Genomic DNA, 18,007 nt, shown 5'->3' with positions numbered 1-18,007 from the left:
CAATCACCGCGATGCGACGAGCCAAGCAAGCACCTGACCAAGACCGTCCCGCAGCGTCATCCGGGGCGGCAGTCCCAGGACCGTATCCGCCAGGGACGGAACGCCGACGGAATGCCTGATCTCGGCGGATCGAGGCGGCTGCGGACGGATGTCGAGCGGCCTGCCGGACAGGTCGGCGATCAGGCGCGCCAGGGTCTCGACCGAGGTCGGAATGCCGGTGCAGACGTTGAATACCGGCGCATGGCCAGGTTGCAGCGTCATCGCGGCCAGCAGCGCGGCGACCACGTCGGCGACATAGACGAAATCGCGGGTCTGCCGGCCGTCACCGAAGATGTTGATCGGCGCGCCAGCGGCAATCCGCTCACAGAATATGGAGATCACGCCGGAATAGGGGGAGCGTGGATCCTGGCGCGGGCCGTAGACGTTAAAGAAGCGTAGCCCGACGGTGGGGATGGCGTGCACATGGCTGGCGACGCGGGCGTGCAACTCGCAACTGTATTTGTCCGCTCCGTAGGCGGATAATGGCGCGCGGTCGGCGTCTTCCGGGATCGGCACCGCCTTGCAATCGCCATAAACCGCGGCGGAGGAGGCATAGACGACCGGCACCCGGCTGCCGTTCCGGCGGATCGCATCCAGCACCGTGATGGTGCCGGTTATGTTCGTGCGGTGGGTATTCAACCAGTCGGTAACGCCTTTCTCCACCGAGGCTATGGCGGCGAGATGAAAGCATCCATCGACACCCCGGATTGCCCGCGCCACAACCTCCGGATCGGCGACGTCGCCTTGTGTCAGGGTCACGCCAGCGGGAAGATTGGTCTTGGATCCGGTGGACAGATCGTCCAGTACCCGGACGTTATCGCCCCGCGCCGCCAGCGCATCGCACAGATGCGAGCCGATGAAGCCGGCGCCCCCGGTGACCAGCCAAGTCTTCATGATAAGACGCAGTGTCCGTGCAACGCGAAATCACGCGTGCAGGCGAAGCACCTGCCGGAGGACCGACCCATCGGAAAGACGATCAAAGCCGTCGTTGATATCGTCAAAGTCGATGTGTCCTGAACATAGTTTCTGTACCAGCAATATACCATGTTGATTGGGCGCGAGGAAGCGTGGAATGTCGCGTCTGAGAGCGTGATCGCCTGAGGCTGACCCAGTTAGAAGGCGTGAATCAGGCGATCAAACAATGCGTTAAAGCGCGATTCATGGGTCAACCTAAACCAATCGCGCTTTAACGGGCAGCTTACGCCGCTGCATCATGTCGGAGGACGACGCTGTCGATGAAGCGCACGCCTAGCGCCGAAAGCCGTTCGTGTGCCGCCTCGATCGTGGTCCGGCCATCCGGAGTGGACAAGCCGATGCCGCGGCAGGCGTCCTGGACGATAATGACCTGAAAACCTGCTTGGACGGCATCCTCGGCGGACCAGGCGACGCAGAAATCGGTAGCCAGGCCGCACAGGAACAGGCGGCTAAAGCCGCGCTGACGCAGCCATCCCTCCAGCCCGGTAGGTGTTACCCGATCGTTTTCAAAGAACGCCGAGTAACTATCCAGCGCCGAACGAAATCCCTTGCGAATGATCACCTCGATCCGCGCCTGGTCAATGTCACCGTGAATCGCGGCATTCGCACTGCCAGCAATGCCGTGATCCGGCCAGAGGACCTGCATGCCAAATTGCATTTCAATCGCGTCGTAAGGTTGCCGCCCCGGATGGCTGCTGGCGAAAGAGGCATGGCCCGCCGGATGCCAGTCCTGTGTCGCGAATGCATGGCCGAACCAGCCGAGCAGCCGATTGATGGTTGGCACGATCGCATCACCTTGCTCGACCGGCAGTTCGCCCCTGGGCATGAAGGTCGGCTGGACGTCAACGACGCCCAGGATATCCGTTGTCGGGTCGATTTGCATTGATACTTTTCCTGGTCATGGCACAAGCGGCGGGCTAGACCACCTTGTTATCGACGAGACGATCAGGAGTGCAACCGAATGAGGCTGTCACGTTTCTTGCTGCTCGCCGGCTGTCTTGGTATCGCTACCCTGGCATCGCCAGCCGGCGCTGCCACGTTTCGTTGGGCAAATGACGGCGACGTGAACGCGATGGACCCGGCGACTCGGCAGGAAACCGTGCAGCTCTCGTTCCTGGCCAATATCTACGAACCGCTGGTCCGCCGCAACCGCGACCTGAAGCTGGAACCATCACTGGCGGTGTCCTGGGAGCAGACCAGCCCAACAGTCTGGCGCTTTCACCTGCGGCCGGGGGTGAAGTGGCAGGACGGCTCACCGTTCACCGCCGATGATGTGGTGTTCACCTTGAAGCGGATCCAGTCCAAGGACTCGGCGCTGCGCGCGCCGATGTCGCCGGTGAAGGAGGCCCGCAAGATCGACGACCTGACGGTCGAGTTCGAGACCTTCCAGCCCGATCCGATCTTCCTGCAGGAGCAGACCAACCTGCTGATCATGTCCAAGGCCTGGTGCGAGGCGCACAACGCGACCGAACCCGTGATCATCGGCAAAGAGGACAACTACGCGCTGCACAACGCCATGGGCACCGGCCCGTTCAAGCTGGTGTCGCGGGAGCCGGACCGGCGCACGGTTGTGGAGAAGAATCCAGGGTGGTGGGACAAGCCACTATACAATCTGGACCGGGTCGAGTTCGACGTCATCGCCTCGGCGCCGACCCGGGTGGCGGCGCTGCTGTCCGGCGAGGTCGACATGATCTACTCCGTGCCGCCGCAGGACATCGCGCGGATCAAGCAGACCGATGGTCTGAAGCTGCTGCAAACACCGGAATTGCGCACGATCTTTCTGGGCTTTGACCAGAGCCGGGATGAACTGCCGAGCAGTGACGTGAAGGGGAAGAATCCGTTCAAGGATGTGCGGGTGCGCCAGGCGGTGGCGCTGGCGATCGATGAACCGATCATCGCCAAACGCGTGATGCTGGGCCTCGGTCACCCAACGTACGAGATGTGGGGGCCGGGCGTGAACGGCTACGATGCCGCGCTGGACGTGCGGCCGAAGGCCGACCCGGCGAAGGCCAAGCAGTTGCTGGCCGAGGCCGGCTATCCTACCGGCTTCAAGGTCGGGCTGGATTGCCCCAACGACCGCTATGTGATGGATGAGCAGATCTGCACCGCGCTAGTGCCGATGCTCGCCCGGATCGGCATCAAGATCGATCTGAACGCGCAGACCAAAAGCAAGTTCTTCAACAAGATCGGTGCACCCGGTTACGACACCGACTTCTACATGCTCGGCTGGACTCCGGCCACCTACGACGCGCACAACGTCCTGTATACCCTGCTCGGCACACGCAACGGCAAGCGTGGCGAAGTCAATGACGGTGGCTATTCAAATCCCACGCTGGACGCACTGACTGACAAGATCGGCGTCGAAACGGACCAGACGCGGCGAAATGATATGATCCGCCAGGCGATCGAGATTGTGCAGAAGGACGTCGCCTCGCTGCCGCTGCATCAGCAGGTGATCGTCTGGGCGACCAAGAACAACGTCGACGTGGCGCAGCCGGCTGACGATACTTTTCCGTATCGTTATGTCCATGTGAAATGAGGCGCGATGACCGGGCCGATCGGCCGGCGACAGGCCGCCGCCGCGACCCCGGTTTTGACGGACGGATTGCTCAACTTCTACGATGCTGACCAACCACCCAGTTCGGTTGGTCCGTTGGTCGCCGCGGCGACCTCAACCTCATGGAAGGTGTGGGCGCCGATATGCCATTTCTTCCGCCAGTTGAGTATCATACAGTCTCGATCTTAATTGGGAACAACCGATCTGGATCCTGCACTTGTAGCAGGTGATAGACATTGAAATGATAGGCCGGCCCCAGCGAGACCTCCGGCGGCGTGAACGGAAACGCGACGTTGCCGGCGGTGGAAAGCCGGCCGGGGTAGCCGTAATGCAGCAGGAACTGCTTGCAGGTGCGGACGACCTCGGACGCTCGTTCGCGGGTCGGCGCGATACACTCGCCCATGATGAACACCTCTCCGGGTAATGGCTCATGGTCCGGCACAACCATGCGCACGCCGTCGATGCCATAGACCCGAAAACGTAACGTGTAATCCATTGGCTGTTCATCGCAGACCAGATCGCGCACCACGTCGGCTACCTTGGGCAGCAGGTCCTTGCATCGCGCGATGAAGCGCGGGTCGGCGCAACCGCACAGCAGCACGGCCCGTTCGCCGATCTTGCGCGCGCCTTCCAGCTTGATGGTCGGACTTGTGGTATCGCGCCAAAGCGCGCCGCTGACGCGGGTGCGGCGGTCGTCCACCGCCTCATAGTGCGCATGCGTCAGGTCCAGCGTGCCGTCGGGCTCCTGCATCGCGAATGGATCGCTCTGCTCATACAGGCTGTGCGCCGCGACCGAGGTCGGTGTCGCGCGCCGGTCCGGGTTCATGCTTTCCAGGACGAAGCCGTACTGATCCAACTCCGCCAGGATCGGATCACGACCGCCCGGCACGCAGCAAAGCGAGCCGCACTCAATGATCTTCGCCATGTGCATCGCCAGTCCGATCGGAAAGCCGAGCATGGCCGGAAGCGAGGCGAAGATCGCGGTGTCGCAGGCGCGCCCGGCAACAACCACGTCTACGTCGCGGGCCAGCGCCTTGCGGAACGGACCTATACCCATCTGGCCGACGATATGCGCCGCTTCGCTGACCTCTAGCTCCGTCAGGGCAGGCATGCCGTCGAAGCTGCTGACATGGCCAGATCGGACAGCATCCAGCAGATACGGACGGGGAATGTCAGCGGGAATCGTGGCCATGCGAAAATGCCGGCCATCGGTGCGGCCGATCTCCCGCAGCATGTGCAGGGTTGCCTCCAAATGGGGCGCGGCACCGGCCGAACCGGCGGTTCCGATCACTAGCGGCACATCAAGATCGCGAGCGGCATGCAGCACGCGCCGCAGGTCACGACGAGTCGCTTCAGGGGATGTCGCCATCTCGCCCTTGCCCAGATACGTGGGGCCGATGTCGATTGATCCCATGTCGCACCCGATCAGATCCGGGCCTCGGTCCAGCCCGGCGCGGAAGGCGTTCGCCGGAATGCCGTAGCCAAGCTGCCCGGACGCGCCCAGCAGGCGAATGGGACGGAGATTGCGGCGGAAAGCCTCCAGGATGCGGCCGGATGCGCTCATATCTCGATCCCCAGCAGGGGCGCATGCTGTTGCGCCCCATACACGTCCAGGTCACCCGGATCGCCCGCCATGACCGCTCGCGCCAACACGATCTTGATTGCTCGGCCGACAGGGTAGGGGATGATGGTCACCTGCTCCGCCGGCACGCGATAAAGCGCGCCGATGGCCCGCGCGCCAAGCGCCGGCGACTGCACGACGCGCTGGTAATCCGCGTCCGAGGCAAACATGATGTCCAGCGTCAGGCGCCTGGGGCCGGCATTCTTGCTGCGAATGACCTGGGCGATGTCGGACAGTTTCACGGAGCATGCAGTTCGGCACGCGGCCGGGTGACGGTGCGGATGCCGCGCTTGAAGGCGACCAGCGGCGCGCGGACCTCGGCCACCGCCTGTTCCGGCGTGGTCGCATCGAACACCACGACATCGGCCGGATTACCGACCGCGATGCCGTAGTCCTTCAGGTTCATTAGCCTGGCAGAGCGATCGGTCAGCATGGCGAAGCATTCCCGCAGCCGGCGCGAATGGCTGACCTGGCAGACGTTGGCCTGCATGTTGGCGATGCGGATCAGGTTGCCGTCGCCCAGCGGCGTGAACGGGTTAAGGATGTTGTTGCTGGAGATCGAGCAGTTCACCCCAAGCTCCACCAGGGTGTTCGCATCGGCGACACCGCGGCGAACGCTGTGGTCCTGGTCGCGTGCCATCATGAACAGGTCGGTCGCCGGCAGCACGGTGACCGCCACGCCGGCATCGGCCAGCGTCGCGGCGAGCCGAGCCAGGTCGGCGGGCGGCATGGTCGAATACTTGCAGCCGTGGCCGACCGTGACACGTCCGCCCATGCCGTATTCCCGGGCCAGTTCGCACACCAGCCAGATGTCCATGTCGTCGGCGCTGTTGCCGGAGTCCAGGTGCATGTCGATATCGGCGTCGTACTCGCGGGCAAGCTGGAAGATGCGGCGGATCTGGCCGCCGTGATCGGGATCATAGTTGGGCGCGGCACCAATAACCCTGACGCCGCGCTTCAAGGTTTCGACCAGCAGCTCATCCGCGCGGGGATTGTTGGTCAGGCCCTCCTGCGGGAAGACGCATAATTCGATGTCGATAGCCCAGGCGTAGTCTTTCCGCAATTTCTCCAGCGCCTCGAAGCTGCGCAGTTCGACCCCGGCATCGAGTTCCACATGCGTGCGCATTCGCGTGGTGCCATACTTGAGGCAACCTTCCAACGTCTGGCTGGCGCGCCGATAGACATCGACCTCGGTGAAAGTCGACTTCACCGCGGCGACACGTGGCACGACGTTGGGGTTGCGGCCGGGTTCGGGCTCGCAACGGTCAATGATGCGTGACTTGTCGAGGTGAATGTGGGTTTCGATCAGGCCAGCGCATACCAGGTTCTCTTCCGCATCGTGGAATGGGACGTCGACCGGCAAGCTGGCTTCGATCGCGGCAATCTTGCCACCCTGGATGCCAATATCGACCGGGGGATCCTCCGGGGCACTGGGCAAGCGCGCATTGCGGATGACGAAATCCATGCTGTTCCCTTCTGGCTGGTCCGGCTCAAGGCTACCGTGCCAGCCGATGACCGAAGCTGTAAAGACACGGCCGGGGGGCGCCTCCAGGCAGCGCGACAATAAACAAGTGTAGTTGAAGGGAGACCAGCGCAGAACCACCCCGCCAGCCGACCAGGACCCGTTCGGGCAGGGACAACCGATTGCGCGCAGCGGTATTGCAGCAGGCGCATGGCAAATGGAGTGGAAGTCATTATAATAAGGTGGCTTATAATGACGGAAAATTCGAGGAAGCGCCGTTGGACGAGTTTCACCGCGACCTGATGTTCCTGCTGCATGACGTTGCCCGGCTTCTCCGCGTCGACGCGGACAAGCGCGCGCGCTTGCATGACATGACCCGCGCGCAGTGGGGCATCCTGATCTGGCTGGAGCGGCAGCCTGGCATCTCGCAGAAGGAACTTGCCGAATTCCTCGAAGTCGAACCGATCACCGTTGCCCGCCTGATCGACCGTCTGGAAGCCCGCGGCATGGTTGAACGCCGTCCCGACCCACGCGACCGGCGGATCTGGCGGCTGCACCTGCTGCCCCCGGCGCGTGCTGTCCTCCGCGAGATCGACCATCAGCGCGCTGACATGACGCGCATGCTGACCAACGGAATTAATGAGCAGTCCATTGAAATAATGACCGAGGCATTGCTGCGGATGAAGGCGACGCTGACCCAGGAGTCTCATTCGTCTCGGCGGGGCGCGGACATCGCTGATCCGGCGGCGCGGGAGGCGGTTTGATGTCGCAAGCCACACTCTCCAGTCCCGCAGCGCGGACCAGCGATCACGTGCAGCCGGCTCCGGTTCGCCGCCGACTGGTTCGCAGCGCGATGCGTCCCATCCTGATGATCGGCGGCATCGCGATGGTCATCGTTACCGTTGGCGCCTGGTGGCTGACCGGTGGCCGGATGGTCTCCATCGATGACGCTTATGTCCGCGCCGCCAAGGAGGTGATCGCCACCGACGTGTCCGGCATCGTGACTGCGGTGCCGGTGCATGAAGGCCAGCGGGTCAGCCAGAATGATGTGCTGCTGCGCCTCGATCCACGGCCGTTCCAGATTGCCCTGGCGGGCGCGGTGGCCAACAGGAACGGCCTTGTCGCCACGCTCGAGGCTGAAAAACTCGACTACAAGCGGATGTTGCGCCAGGTCGATGTGAAGGACGCGCAGGTCGCGTCCGATCAGGCGAACTACGATCGCTTTGCCAATCTGGTCAAGAACGGCGGCGTGACACGGGCCGAATATGACAACGCGCGATTTCAACTGATGGCGGACAAGCAGACTGTGGAAGCGTTGAAGGTCACTGCCGCGATGCAACTGACGAGGCTGGGTGGCGATCCCGAGGTCGACGTTCGAACCATGAATGACTATCTGCAGGCCGCCGCGCGGGTGGACGAAGCACAGCGGCAGCTTGACCATACCGTGATTCATGCGCCGTTCGATGGTGTTGTGACGCAGGTCGACAGCGTGCAGCCGGGCATGTATCTGGCCGCCGCCACCGCTGCATTCGGCCTCGTGTCCGACCAGCACCTGTGGGTCGAGGCCAATCCGAAGGAAACCGAACTCACCCACGTCAAGCTTGGCGACAAGGTCGAGGTCACGGTCGATACCTACCCTGGCCGGGTCTGGCATGCCGTGGTCGAATCGATCGCGCCAAACAGCGGATCCGAATTCTCCGTGCTGCCGGCGCAGAACACGTCCGGCAACTGGGTCAAGGTCGTGCAGCGTATCCCGGTGCGTATCCGGGTCGAACGCCAGGAGGGCGATCCGCAATTGCGGGCCGGCATGAGCGTCATTGCCGATATCGATACCGGCCACACGCGAAGCTGGCGCGACCTGTTCTAGCAGCTTGGCGCCTCGGCCCGGCGTCCATCATGACGGGGCCGCATGAGATGCCGGGTTCGGCGGGCTTTCCGTTGTTGCACGCCGGCCTGATCCGTGCTTCAAGCCCCGCCTTCCCTGCCGGGGCGACGGCATCGCGCCCGGCTATGCCCGATTTCCATTGTGGAAACTGACCCCTCCCGGGTCTTGGGCGGAGACAAGCCATAGGGGGTTTATTCATGCCGCTATATGAAACCGTGCTGATCGCGCGGAATGATGTGACGCAGCAGCAGGTCGAGCAGATCGCCGACGAGATCGGCACCGAGCTCGAAGCCGACGCCGGCGCGGTCAAGAAGCGGGAATATTGGGGCCTGCGTGGTCTGGCCTATCGGATCAAGAAGAACCGCAAGGGCCACTACATGCTGCTCGGTCTTGATGCCAAGCCCGCCTTCGTCACCGAGATGGAGCGCAAGCTAGGACTGAACGAGGACATCCTGCGCTTCATGACGGTGCGCATCGAGGAAATCGATGAAGCGCCGTCCGCTATCCTGTCGCGCAAGTCCGATGACCGGGAGCGTAGCTTCCGCGGACCCAAGCCAGCCGGCCGCTTCGAAAGCGGCCGCCGTCGCGGCTTTGACGACCGGGAGGAATTTCGTGCCCGCGATGAATTTGTCCGTGAGGACTTCCGCGGCAGTCCTGAGGAGTAGCCAGCATGTCGGATACCGAAGTCAATCCCGCCGCCCGGCGCACCGCCGTCGGCGCCCGTCGACCATTCTACCGCCGCCGCAAGTCCTGTCCGTTCTCCGGCCCCAATGCGCCGAAGATCGACTATAAGGATGTGCGTCTGCTGTCCCGCTTCCTGTCGGAGCGAGGCAAGATCGTGCCAAGCCGCATCACCGCCGTGTCCGCCAAGAAGCAGCGGGAACTCGCGGTGGCGATCAAGCGCGCCCGATTCCTGGCGCTGCTGCCCTATATCGTTGCGTAAGGAGCGGATTTCATGGCCGCCGTTGAACTGGTCCTGCTGCAGCGCGTCGAGAAGCTTGGGCAGATGGGTGATGTGGTCAAGGTGAAGCCGGGCTATGCCCGCAACTTCCTGCTGCCGCAGAAGAAGGCGCTGCGCGCCAGCAAGGACAATCTGGCCCGCTTCGAACAGCAGCGAGCGCAGCTTGAAGCGCAAAACATCAAGCGCCGCGAGGAAGCTGAACGTCTGGCCGAACGGGTTGGCGGCCTGACGGTGGTGATCATCCGACAGGCTGGCGAGTCCGGCAGCCTGTATGGCTCGGTCTCGGCGCGCGACATTTCCGACGCCTGCACGGCGGCCGGGCTGACCATCAATCGTTCCCAGGTTGTGCTGGAACACCCGATCAAGACACTGGGTCTGGCGAAGGTCCGCGTGTCGCTGCACCCGGAGGTCTCCATTCCCGTCACCGTCAATGTCGCCCGCAGCCCGGAAGAGGCAGAGCGGCAAGCGCGTGGCGAGCGCGCCACCGGTGAGCTTGAGGAGGAGCAGACGCCGACCGCCGAGGACATCTTCGAAGGCGACACCCAATTGCCGGGTTGATCCCGGGGGCATGATGTCTCTGTTTTGTGAATCCCACCGGGCGGCAATTTCACATCGGTGCTTTGACGGATGCGCATTTTCGACTCAGTCTGACTGCCCTAATCAAGGCGGGAGATTGACTGGGAGTGATGCACGCTGTTCTTGACGCCATACTGCGGCGTTTTGTCACGATCGGTCGATTGACCGTATGGTGGCCAGACGGCTCCAGAACAACCTATGGCAGCGACGATGAGCCTCAGGTCGCCATGCGGCTGCGGGACACACGAACGGTTCGGCGGCTCGTGCTCAATCCTTCCCTTGCGGCGGGCGAGGAGTATGTCGAAGGCAGGCTGGTCGTGGAGGACGGACGTCTGTACGATTTGCTGGATGTCTTGCTGGCCAGTCGGGACGATGCGCCAACTGCTCATCCCGTAATGCGGCTGCGTGAACGTCTTGGTGCCCTGACGCGTCGTCTCGACCAGTACAATCCCGCGGCTCGGTCGCGGCGGAATGTCGCGCATCATTACGACTTGAACGGACGGCTCTATAGCCTGTTCCTGGACCGCGACTGGCAATACTCCTGCGCTTATTTCGCCACCGGAGACGAGACCTTGGAAGAGGCACAGGCCGCGAAGAAGCGTCACATCGCGGCGAAACTTTGCCTGGACAGACCTGGATTGCGGGTGCTGGACATCGGATGCGGGTGGGGTGGTATGGCGCTGACCCTGGCGCGTGACTTCGGCGCGCACGTGACCGGCGTAACTTTGTCGCAGGAACAGTTGCAGGCGGCGCGGGCTCGCGCCGTGGCCGAAGGGCTGGACGATCGAGTACGCTTCGAGCTGCGGGATTACCGGGCGGTGACGGAACAGTTTGACCGGATCGTCTCGGTCGGCATGTTCGAGCACGTAGGTGTTGGTCACTTCGGCGAGTTTTTCAACACCGTGGCGCGTTGCCTGAAGCGCGACGGTGTCGCCTTGGTGCATGCGATCGGCCGCAGCGATGGTCCGGGCGGCACCAACAAATGGATGCAGAAGTATATTTTTCCGGGCGGCTATTCGCCGGCCTTGTCAGAGGTGTTGCCGGGGATCGAACGCAGCGGCCTGATGACGACGGATATCGAGATCCTGCGACTGCACTACGCCAAGACCTTGCGCCACTGGCGCCGCCGCTTCGCCGCCAATCGGGACGCGATCACGGCGCTATATGATGAACGCTTCTGCCGCATGTTCGAGTTCTACCTGGCGGCGTCGGAGATCACCTTCCGCCGCTGCGGACATCTGGTGTGGCAGGCGCAATTGGCGCACGACCAGACGGCGGTTCCGCTGACCCGAGACTACGTAGCCGCGGCCGAGGCGATGCGTCCGGTGGGGCAGGTGGCGCAAGCGGCGGACCCCCTCGGGCGATAATCAGGCTAACAGCAAGCAGATCGCGGCGAAGCATTGGGGGCGCCGGCGCGTTGATCCGGTGCTGCAAGGGCCATTATTTACGCCAAGGGATCGAGGCAAGGCCGGTGGTTCGCACTTGACTGTGGCGGGAAGGTGACCTCGGCTCCGGGCCGTGCCATAGTTCCGTAGGCATATCGGGAGATGAATCATGCATTTTGGCGCTTCCATGTTCCTGATCGACTACTCGATGACCCCGGCTGCCTTGGCGAAAGCTTTGGAGGACCGCGGCTTCGAGTCCATCTGGGCGCCCGAGCACTCGCACATCCCGGCATCGCGGCGTTCGCCATGGGGCGGCGGCGGCGATCTGCCAAAGCAGTACTATGACGTCATGGACCCATTCGTGACGCTGACCGCCGCGGCGGCGGCAACCACGACCTTGAACCTCGGCACCGGCGTCTGCCTGGTCAACCAGCGCGACCCGATCCAGACGGCGAAGCTGGTGGCCTCGATCGACCAGGTCTCCGGCGGCCGATTCCTGTTCGGCATTGGCGTCGGCTGGAACGCGGAGGAAATGGAGGACCACGGCACCGTATTCAAAACCCGCGCCAAGCTGGTGCGCGAACGGGTCGAGGCGATAAAGGCGATCTGGACTGAAGCCAAACCGGAATACGCCGGTGAGTTCGTCAATTTTGGCCCAATGATGAGCTGGCCAAAGCCGGTTCAGAAACCGCACCCGCCGGTCATCGTCGGCGGCGCCTTTCCGCACGGCGCCCGGCGTGCGGCACGCTATGGCGAAGGTTGGATTCCACTCGCCGGCCGGCCGGGCACGTATGGCGATGTCTTCGAGACCGTGCCGAAGTTCCATGCCTTGCTGAAGGGCGCCGGCCGTGATCCGGCATCTTGCCCGGTCACCATTTTCGGCGCCGGCGAGGACATCGAAACACTCAGCCGCTATCGCGATCTAGGCATCGCCCGCGTCGCGGTCAGTCTGCCGGCGGCGAAGGAAGACATCGTGCTGCCAATCCTGGACCGCTGGGCGGAGCTGATCCGGCAGGCCGGGTGATCGACGCGCCTCAGGACATCCTGAAGCGCGCCACACGTCCCGCGGCACGCCGATCGCGATGTGGCATGCGGTAGCAGCATGATCACGTCAGGCGGAACGTCCAAAGCCTGTGAACCATGTGATTAAATATAAAATCAGACCATTTCGACTTGCACCCGCTATCCACAGCCGTCCACAGGCGCGACCCCATGCGCGACTCCGCCTGCTGGATTAAAGGTGTTGCGATGAACACCATCGACACGCCGCTGTTCGGTCTCTCCCAGCGCCTGCCGCCCTCGAACGTCCAGGCGGAGCAGGCATTGCTCGGCGCCCTTCTGGCCAACAACAAGGCATACGAACGGGTGTCGGAATTCCTCATCGCGGACCACTTCGTTGATCCGGTCCATGGCCGTATCTACCAGGCCATCGTCCGCCGGGTCGAAGCCGGCCAGCTTGCCGACCCAGTTACCCTGAAGGCGGAGTTCGAGCACGCCGGCATTCTGGAGGAGGTCGGCGGCACCGCCTACCTGACGCAATTGCTTTCCGCCATGGTCGGCATCATCAATGCGGGCGACTACGGCAAGGCCGTCTATGACACGTGGCTGCGTCGCCAGTTGATCGACATCGGCGAGACCGTGGTCAACAACGCCTTCGGCGCCGACGCCGAACTGGCCGGCCCGGAGCAGATCGAGGCCGCCGAACAGTCACTGTTCGAACTGGCGGCGGATGGCGGCGCCACCGGTGGCTTCATAACATTCGAAAAAGCGCTGACCGAGGCGATCCTTGGCGCGGAGCGAGCCTTCCGCCGCTCGGGCAGCGTGTCCGGCCTGTCAACCGGGCTACGCGACCTGGACAGCAAGATGGGCGGCCTGCATCCATCCGACCTGCTGATTCTCGCCGGCCGGCCCGGCATGGGCAAGACCGCGCTCGCCACGAAAATCGCCTTTGGCGCGGCCAAGGCGCTACAGGCGGATGCCCGTGCCACCGATCCCGCCGCGGTGCCGAAACAGACGATCGCTGTCTTCTCGCTGGAAATGAGTGCCGAACAGCTTGCCACTCGTCTGCTGAGCGAGGAGGCCCGCATCTCCGGCGATCGCATTCGCCGTGGTGACATCGGCCAGAAGGACTTCGACAAGTTCGTGCAGGTGTCGCGGGAGATCGCCTCGCTGCCGATCCAGATCGACGACACCCCGGCCATCACCATGTCGGCATTGCGCACCCGCTGTCGGCGGCTGAAGCGGACCAAGGGACTGGCGCTGGTGATCGTCGATTACCTGCAGTTGATGCGGCCGTCCGCCGGCACGCGGCCGGAAAACCGGGTGTTGGAGATCAGCATGATCACCCAGGGCCTCAAAGCCCTGGCCAAGGAACTGGCGCTCCCGGTCATCGCGCTGTCACAGTTGTCCCGCCAGGTGGAAAACCGCGAGGACAAGCGGCCTCAGTTGTCCGATCTGCGCGAGTCCGGCTCGATCGAACAGGACGCCGACGCGGTGATGTTCGTCTATCGGGACGAATACTATCTTGAGCAGAAAATGCCCAAGGAGGTTGCGTTCGAGGGCAGCAGCGACAAGTTCAACGCGGCAATGGACGATTGGCAGCAGCGGATGGCGAAATCGCACAACAAGGCCGACCTGATCATCGCCAAGCAGCGCCATGGCCCAACCGGCACGATCTCGCTGTTGTTTGAGGGCGAGTTCACCCGCTTCGGCGATCTCGATCTCGTTCATTCCGATTATGCCAACTGAGACATCGTTGTCCACGCACGGGCCATCCACGGGAGCCCATGCGGTGCTGGAGGTCGATCTCGGTGCCATCGTCGCCAACTGGCGCCTGCTGCGGGCGCATCACCTCGCCGGTCCCGTTGCAGCCGTTATCAAGGCCAATGCCTACGGACTGGGTAGCCGCCCGGTCGCCGAGGCGCTGTACCAGGCTGGCTGCCGGCATTTCTTTGTCGCCTATCTGGATGAGGCGCTGGCGGTGCGCGACCAGGTACCAGGCGCGATGCTGGCGGTGCTGAGCGGCCTGATCGCCGGCACCGAAATAAATTATATCGAGCATGACCTGACCCCGGTACTGGGCTCGCTGCAGGAGATCGCCCGCTGGTCCGGCCGCGGCAGCGCGATCTTGCATGTCGATACCGGGATGTCCCGCCTGGGTCTGGATGATCGTGAACTGGCGATGCTGGCCGAAGATCACACGCCGCTGAACGGGCTGGCCATCCGCTATCTGATGACACATCTGGTATCAGCGGAAATTCCGGGTGCCGCGCAGAATAAGCGGCAACGGGACAAGTTCGCCGCTGCCCGCATTCGGCTGCCGCCGGCGCCGGGCAGCCTGGCCAATTCGTCCGGCATCTTCCTCGGCGCTGCTTTCGGCTCCGACCTCGCCCGCCCCGGCGCGGCGCTTTACGGTATCAATCCAACACCGGGGAAACCCAATCCGATGCGCTGCGTGGTGCGGCTGATGGTACGGGTGCTGGCGGTGCGTGACGTCGCGGCCGGCACCTCGGTCGGCTACAACGCCACCTGGACCGCTGCTCGGCCCAGCCGGATCGCCACGGCGGCGCTCGGCTACGCCGATGGTTTGCTCCGCAGTCTGTCGGATCGTGGATCGGCCTGTTTTGACGGCAACCCCATCCCGCTGGTAGGCCGCGTCTCCATGGACCTGACCACCTTCGACGTGACCGATCATCCCGCCGTGCAACCCGGTTGCTGGCTGGAGGTTCTCGGCCCGCATTTGTCCCCGGACGATGTGGCTGTCGCGGCCGGCACGAACGGGTATGAGGTGCTGACCTCCCTCGGCCGCCGCTTTCATCGGGTATATCAATCAACGTGAACGTCTTCCTGGATTTCCTGGCCACCATCGGCCGGATTGTGATCAACTGGTGCCATGCCGCAGGCGCGATGGCCTTGTTTGGCATCGACGGGCTTTCACACCTGATCCGCCCGCCATTCTATCCGCGCCGGTTTGGGTCGGCGCTGCTGGAAATCGGTTATTTCAGCCTGCCCGTCGTGGCGCTGACGGCGGTATTCACCGGGATGGTATTAGCATTGCAATCCTATACCGGATTTGCCCGCTTCTCTGCCCAGGGAGCCGTCGCCAATCTGGTCGTGCTGTCTGTGACGCGGGAGCTTGGGCCGGTATTGGCCGGGCTGATGGTCGCCGGCCGTGTCGGTGCCGCGATGGCGGCGGAGCTTGGCACGATGCGCGTCACCGACCAGATTGACGCGCTGTCGACGCTGTCCACCAACCCGATGAAGTACCTGGTGGCACCCCGGCTGCTGGCCGGGACCATCGCGCTGCCGCTTCTGGTGGTGATCGCGGACATATTGGGGGTATTGGGCGGCTTCATCGTGTCCACCCTGAAGCTGGGTTTCAATGTCACGTCCTACCTGACCAACACGTTGAATTTCGTGCAGGTGAACGACGTGGTCTCGGGTCTGGCAAAGGCTGCGGTGTTCGGCTTCATCATCGCGCTGATGGGCTGCTATCAGGGCTACAACAGCAAAGGCGGTGCACAAGGCGTGGGGGCTGCGACCACACTGGCGGTGGTCACCGCGTCAATCCTGATCCTCGCGTTCGACTACGTCCTGACGGAGATGTTTTTCGCGCGATAAGGGCAATCAGCCTCGCCAGGGCCAGTTGCCTCGATCGGAATGCCTGCCACGGATCACATCACTGTTCGGACCTCACGCACGGCGTACGTTCCAGAAGATCACGAAGCCATCCAGCATGTCGGTGAGGTCCTTGCGGAACGCGGTCGGCTGATAGGCGAAGCCGAGCGGGTAGTATGGAATGAAGTCGAAGGCTTCCGTCTGAATTTGCGCGGCGATGTGCTGCTGCGCTGCCAGGTCGGGCGCTTCGAACCAGGCATTGCGCAGGTCTTCCATCTTGGCGTTGGTCGGCCAGCCGAACCACGCGCCCTTGCCGTTGCCCCGCAGCGGTAGGTCGCCAGCCGGAGTGGACAAATCCAGTCCGGCGAAGCCCGTGATGAACATGTTCCAGCCACCCTCGGCCGGCGGCTTCTGCAGCGACCGGCGCTGCACGACTGATCCCCAGTCTGTCGCCTGATACTCGATATTTATGCCCGACCGCTTCAGCATGTCATCGGCCACCTCATCCAGCGCGTTCAGCGCGGCTTGGTCGGTGGATGCCATGAACACGATCTTTTCGCCCTGGTAACCGGCTGCTTTCAACGCCGCTTTCACCTTCGTGTAGTCCGGCGTGGCGGATGGCAGTGCCGCCATCCCGGCGTCGGTGGCCAGCGGCGTGCCGGGCGGGAAGAAGCCGCATGGCACCTTCCACAGCGACTTGTCGGTACCTGTCATCGCCGTCATGAACTCGGACTGATCGATTGCTCCCAGCAAGGCGCGGCGGATAGCGGGATTGTCGAACGGCGGATAAAGAAAGTTCGGGCGCATGATCATGCACTCGCCGGTGGGATCCTTCACGGCGACGGTCACATCGCCGCCCTTGGGAAACATCGGCAGCAGATCGCTAGTCGGGTCTTCCCACCAAGCCACCTCGCCCGATTGCAGCGCGTTGGCCTTGGTGGCGGGGTCGGGTATGATATGCCACTCGACGCGGTCGAAATGAACGATTTTCGGTCCCGAGGTCCAGTCCGCCACGCCAGTCGGGCACGGTTTGTACTGCGCGAAGCGCTCGTATGCCACAAACGACCCGGGAACACGTTCCTGGGCCAGGAACTTGAATGGGCCGCTGCCGACGACCTCGGTGATCTGCTGAAAGGGCGGCGTCTTCGCCACGCGCTCCGGCATTATCGCGCACATGTTGGAATAGGAATGCCCCAGCGCCACGGGCAGCAGCGCGAATGGCCGTTTCAGCTTGAACACGATTGTCTTGTCGTCCGGCGCCGTGAGCGCGTCCGTCCGCAGCATCAGCGCCTGGCCGAACGCGTCGCGCGCCGCCCAGCGCTGGATGCTCGCCACGCAGTCCCGCGCCAGCACCTTTTCCCCGGTGTGAAACAGCAATCCGTCACGCAAGGTCAGCGTCCAGGTCTTGCCGTCATCCGCGATGACATGACCTGCCACCATCTGCGGCGTGGCCTTGAACCCGTTCGCTGGGCCGGTCTGGCCGTACAGCGTGTCCCAGACCATGAACCCGTGATTGCGAGTGACGTAGGCGGTGGTCCAGATCGGATCGACCACCGCCAGGTCTGACTGCGGCACAAACTTCAGAACCCGCTCCGCCGCTCGGCTGATCCCCGGCATCGCGAGTTGCGCGGCGGCTGCCGCCATGAGTGTCCGTCGGCGCATGCTTCGCTACCTTCCTGGCATGAAGGAAAAAAGTAGACCCCAGATGTTCGGGGCAGACCATGCGGAATCGGGCGCCTCCGTGTCTACATCTGTTGATATTTTTGTTATGACGAACCGGCACTGGCTGCCTGGTGCCAGGCAGGGTCAGACCGTCGTGTCCCGGGACAGCAGCGTGACACTGTCGGTTTCCGACTTTGCTTGGTCGGCGCGACCTGGCACAAATGCGCAGCCCTTCATGTCGGATATGCAACGCAGCGCCGGCGTGCG

The 18,007-nt window shown here is 63.3% G+C and carries 17 protein-coding genes; 11 read left to right on the top strand and 6 right to left on the bottom strand.

The window, feature by feature from the left end:
• Positions 1-3: 3 nt before the first annotated feature.
• Positions 4-933: an NAD-dependent epimerase/dehydratase family protein gene (locus tag ACQY4S_RS11465; RefSeq protein ID WP_428485330.1), complete on the bottom strand. Its 930-nt coding sequence runs from the start codon at positions 931-933 to the stop codon at positions 4-6.
• Between the two features lie 304 nt (positions 934-1,237).
• On the bottom strand, positions 1,238-1,897 hold the full coding sequence (gene pncA / locus ACQY4S_RS11460; RefSeq protein WP_428485329.1) for a bifunctional nicotinamidase/pyrazinamidase: 660 nt from the start codon (positions 1,895-1,897) through the stop codon (positions 1,238-1,240).
• A 78-nt stretch (positions 1,898-1,975) separates the two neighbouring features.
• Here pncA and ACQY4S_RS11455 point away from each other — a divergent pair, with 78 nt between their 5' ends.
• The gene (locus ACQY4S_RS11455) at positions 1,976-3,553 is read left to right on the top strand and encodes an ABC transporter substrate-binding protein (RefSeq protein ID WP_428485328.1); all 1,578 of its coding nucleotides are present in this window, start codon (positions 1,976-1,978) and stop codon (positions 3,551-3,553) included.
• A 187-nt stretch (positions 3,554-3,740) separates the two neighbouring features.
• On the opposite strand, the gene ACQY4S_RS11450 is transcribed toward ACQY4S_RS11455, so the two are convergent.
• Genes ACQY4S_RS11450 through ACQY4S_RS11440 form a run of 3 tightly spaced genes read right to left on the bottom strand, consistent with a single transcriptional unit; the run spans position 3,741 to position 6,657 of the window.
• Complete coding sequence (locus ACQY4S_RS11450) at positions 3,741-5,135, bottom strand: acyclic terpene utilization AtuA family protein (protein WP_428485327.1); 1,395 nt, start codon at positions 5,133-5,135, stop codon at positions 3,741-3,743.
• Positions 5,132-5,434: a DUF4387 domain-containing protein gene (locus ACQY4S_RS11445; RefSeq protein ID WP_428485326.1), complete on the bottom strand. Its 303-nt coding sequence runs from the start codon at positions 5,432-5,434 to the stop codon at positions 5,132-5,134. Before ACQY4S_RS11445 ends, ACQY4S_RS11450 begins: the two co-directional genes overlap by 4 nt.
• On the bottom strand, positions 5,431-6,657 hold the full coding sequence (locus tag ACQY4S_RS11440; protein WP_428485325.1) for an amidohydrolase family protein: 1,227 nt from the start codon (positions 6,655-6,657) through the stop codon (positions 5,431-5,433). The genes ACQY4S_RS11445 and ACQY4S_RS11440 overlap by 4 nt, the downstream gene beginning before the upstream one ends.
• A gap of 275 nt (positions 6,658-6,932) precedes the next feature.
• Here ACQY4S_RS11440 and ACQY4S_RS11435 point away from each other — a divergent pair, with 275 nt between their 5' ends.
• From ACQY4S_RS11435 to ACQY4S_RS11390, 10 genes are all read left to right on the top strand, one after another.
• Positions 6,933-7,418, top strand: coding sequence for a MarR family winged helix-turn-helix transcriptional regulator (locus ACQY4S_RS11435; protein ID WP_428485324.1), 486 nt, complete (start codon positions 6,933-6,935; stop codon positions 7,416-7,418).
• Positions 7,418-8,521 (top strand): HlyD family secretion protein, encoded by a 1,104-nt coding sequence (locus tag ACQY4S_RS11430; protein WP_428485323.1) that lies wholly within the window; start codon positions 7,418-7,420, stop codon positions 8,519-8,521. The genes ACQY4S_RS11435 and ACQY4S_RS11430 overlap by 1 nt, the downstream gene beginning before the upstream one ends.
• A 215-nt stretch (positions 8,522-8,736) precedes the next feature.
• A complete protein-coding gene (gene rpsF / locus ACQY4S_RS11425; RefSeq protein ID WP_428485322.1) occupies positions 8,737-9,204 on the top strand; it encodes a 30S ribosomal protein S6 in 468 nt (155 codons plus the stop codon).
• 5 nt (positions 9,205-9,209) lie between these two features.
• Positions 9,210-9,482, top strand: coding sequence for a 30S ribosomal protein S18 (gene rpsR, locus ACQY4S_RS11420; protein WP_104521656.1), 273 nt, complete (start codon positions 9,210-9,212; stop codon positions 9,480-9,482).
• A 12-nt stretch (positions 9,483-9,494) separates the two neighbouring features.
• Complete coding sequence (gene rplI, locus ACQY4S_RS11415; protein WP_428485321.1) at positions 9,495-10,058, top strand: 50S ribosomal protein L9; 564 nt, start codon at positions 9,495-9,497, stop codon at positions 10,056-10,058.
• A gap of 128 nt (positions 10,059-10,186) precedes the next feature.
• Complete coding sequence (locus ACQY4S_RS11410) at positions 10,187-11,443, top strand: class I SAM-dependent methyltransferase (RefSeq protein ID WP_428486261.1); 1,257 nt, start codon at positions 10,187-10,189, stop codon at positions 11,441-11,443.
• A 187-nt stretch (positions 11,444-11,630) separates the two neighbouring features.
• The gene (locus tag ACQY4S_RS11405) at positions 11,631-12,485 is read left to right on the top strand and encodes an LLM class F420-dependent oxidoreductase (RefSeq protein ID WP_428485320.1); all 855 of its coding nucleotides are present in this window, start codon (positions 11,631-11,633) and stop codon (positions 12,483-12,485) included.
• A 224-nt stretch (positions 12,486-12,709) separates the two neighbouring features.
• Positions 12,710-14,209, top strand: a complete 1,500-nt coding sequence (locus ACQY4S_RS11400; RefSeq protein WP_428485319.1) for a replicative DNA helicase — start codon at positions 12,710-12,712, stop codon at positions 14,207-14,209.
• Positions 14,210-14,252: 43 nt separating this feature from the next.
• Complete coding sequence (alr, locus tag ACQY4S_RS11395) at positions 14,253-15,299, top strand: alanine racemase (RefSeq protein WP_428485318.1); 1,047 nt, start codon at positions 14,253-14,255, stop codon at positions 15,297-15,299.
• On the top strand, positions 15,296-16,081 hold the full coding sequence (locus tag ACQY4S_RS11390; protein ID WP_428485317.1) for an MlaE family ABC transporter permease: 786 nt from the start codon (positions 15,296-15,298) through the stop codon (positions 16,079-16,081). The genes alr and ACQY4S_RS11390 overlap by 4 nt, the downstream gene beginning before the upstream one ends.
• 72 nt (positions 16,082-16,153) lie before the next feature.
• Here ACQY4S_RS11390 and ACQY4S_RS11385 read toward each other — a convergent pair whose 3' ends face one another.
• On the bottom strand, positions 16,154-17,740 hold the full coding sequence (locus tag ACQY4S_RS11385; RefSeq protein WP_428485316.1) for an ABC transporter substrate-binding protein: 1,587 nt from the start codon (positions 17,738-17,740) through the stop codon (positions 16,154-16,156).
• Positions 17,741-18,007: the final 267 nt, after the last annotated feature.

It is taken from the genome of Rhodopila sp. (assembly GCF_965276935.1).
Taxonomy (GTDB): domain Bacteria; phylum Pseudomonadota; class Alphaproteobacteria; order Acetobacterales; family Acetobacteraceae; genus Rhodopila.
Note: the sequence above shows the minus strand (reverse complement) of the source record. Positions and strands in the feature narration are given on the sequence as shown.

Excerpts from the sequence above, each read along its gene's own strand:
- ACQY4S_RS11465 (WP_428485330.1), bottom strand. The coding sequence starts at position 933 with ATGAAGACTTGGCTGGTCACCGGGGGCGCCGGCTTCATCGGCTCGCAT.
- pncA (WP_428485329.1), bottom strand. The coding sequence starts at position 1,897 with ATGCAAATCGACCCGACAACGGATATCCTGGGCGTCGTTGACGTCCAG.
- ACQY4S_RS11455 (WP_428485328.1), top strand. The coding sequence starts at position 1,976 with ATGAGGCTGTCACGTTTCTTGCTGCTCGCCGGCTGTCTTGGTATCGCT.
- ACQY4S_RS11450 (WP_428485327.1), bottom strand. The coding sequence starts at position 5,135 with ATGAGCGCATCCGGCCGCATCCTGGAGGCTTTCCGCCGCAATCTCCGT.
- ACQY4S_RS11440 (WP_428485325.1), bottom strand. The coding sequence starts at position 6,657 with ATGGATTTCGTCATCCGCAATGCGCGCTTGCCCAGTGCCCCGGAGGAT.
- ACQY4S_RS11430 (WP_428485323.1), top strand. The coding sequence starts at position 7,418 with ATGTCGCAAGCCACACTCTCCAGTCCCGCAGCGCGGACCAGCGATCAC.
- rpsF (WP_428485322.1), top strand. The coding sequence starts at position 8,737 with ATGCCGCTATATGAAACCGTGCTGATCGCGCGGAATGATGTGACGCAG.
- rpsR (WP_104521656.1), top strand. The coding sequence starts at position 9,210 with ATGTCGGATACCGAAGTCAATCCCGCCGCCCGGCGCACCGCCGTCGGC.
- rplI (WP_428485321.1), top strand. The coding sequence starts at position 9,495 with ATGGCCGCCGTTGAACTGGTCCTGCTGCAGCGCGTCGAGAAGCTTGGG.
- ACQY4S_RS11410 (WP_428486261.1), top strand. The coding sequence starts at position 10,187 with ATGCACGCTGTTCTTGACGCCATACTGCGGCGTTTTGTCACGATCGGT.
- ACQY4S_RS11405 (WP_428485320.1), top strand. The coding sequence starts at position 11,631 with ATGCATTTTGGCGCTTCCATGTTCCTGATCGACTACTCGATGACCCCG.
- ACQY4S_RS11400 (WP_428485319.1), top strand. The coding sequence starts at position 12,710 with ATGAACACCATCGACACGCCGCTGTTCGGTCTCTCCCAGCGCCTGCCG.
- ACQY4S_RS11385 (WP_428485316.1), bottom strand. The coding sequence starts at position 17,740 with ATGCGCCGACGGACACTCATGGCGGCAGCCGCCGCGCAACTCGCGATG.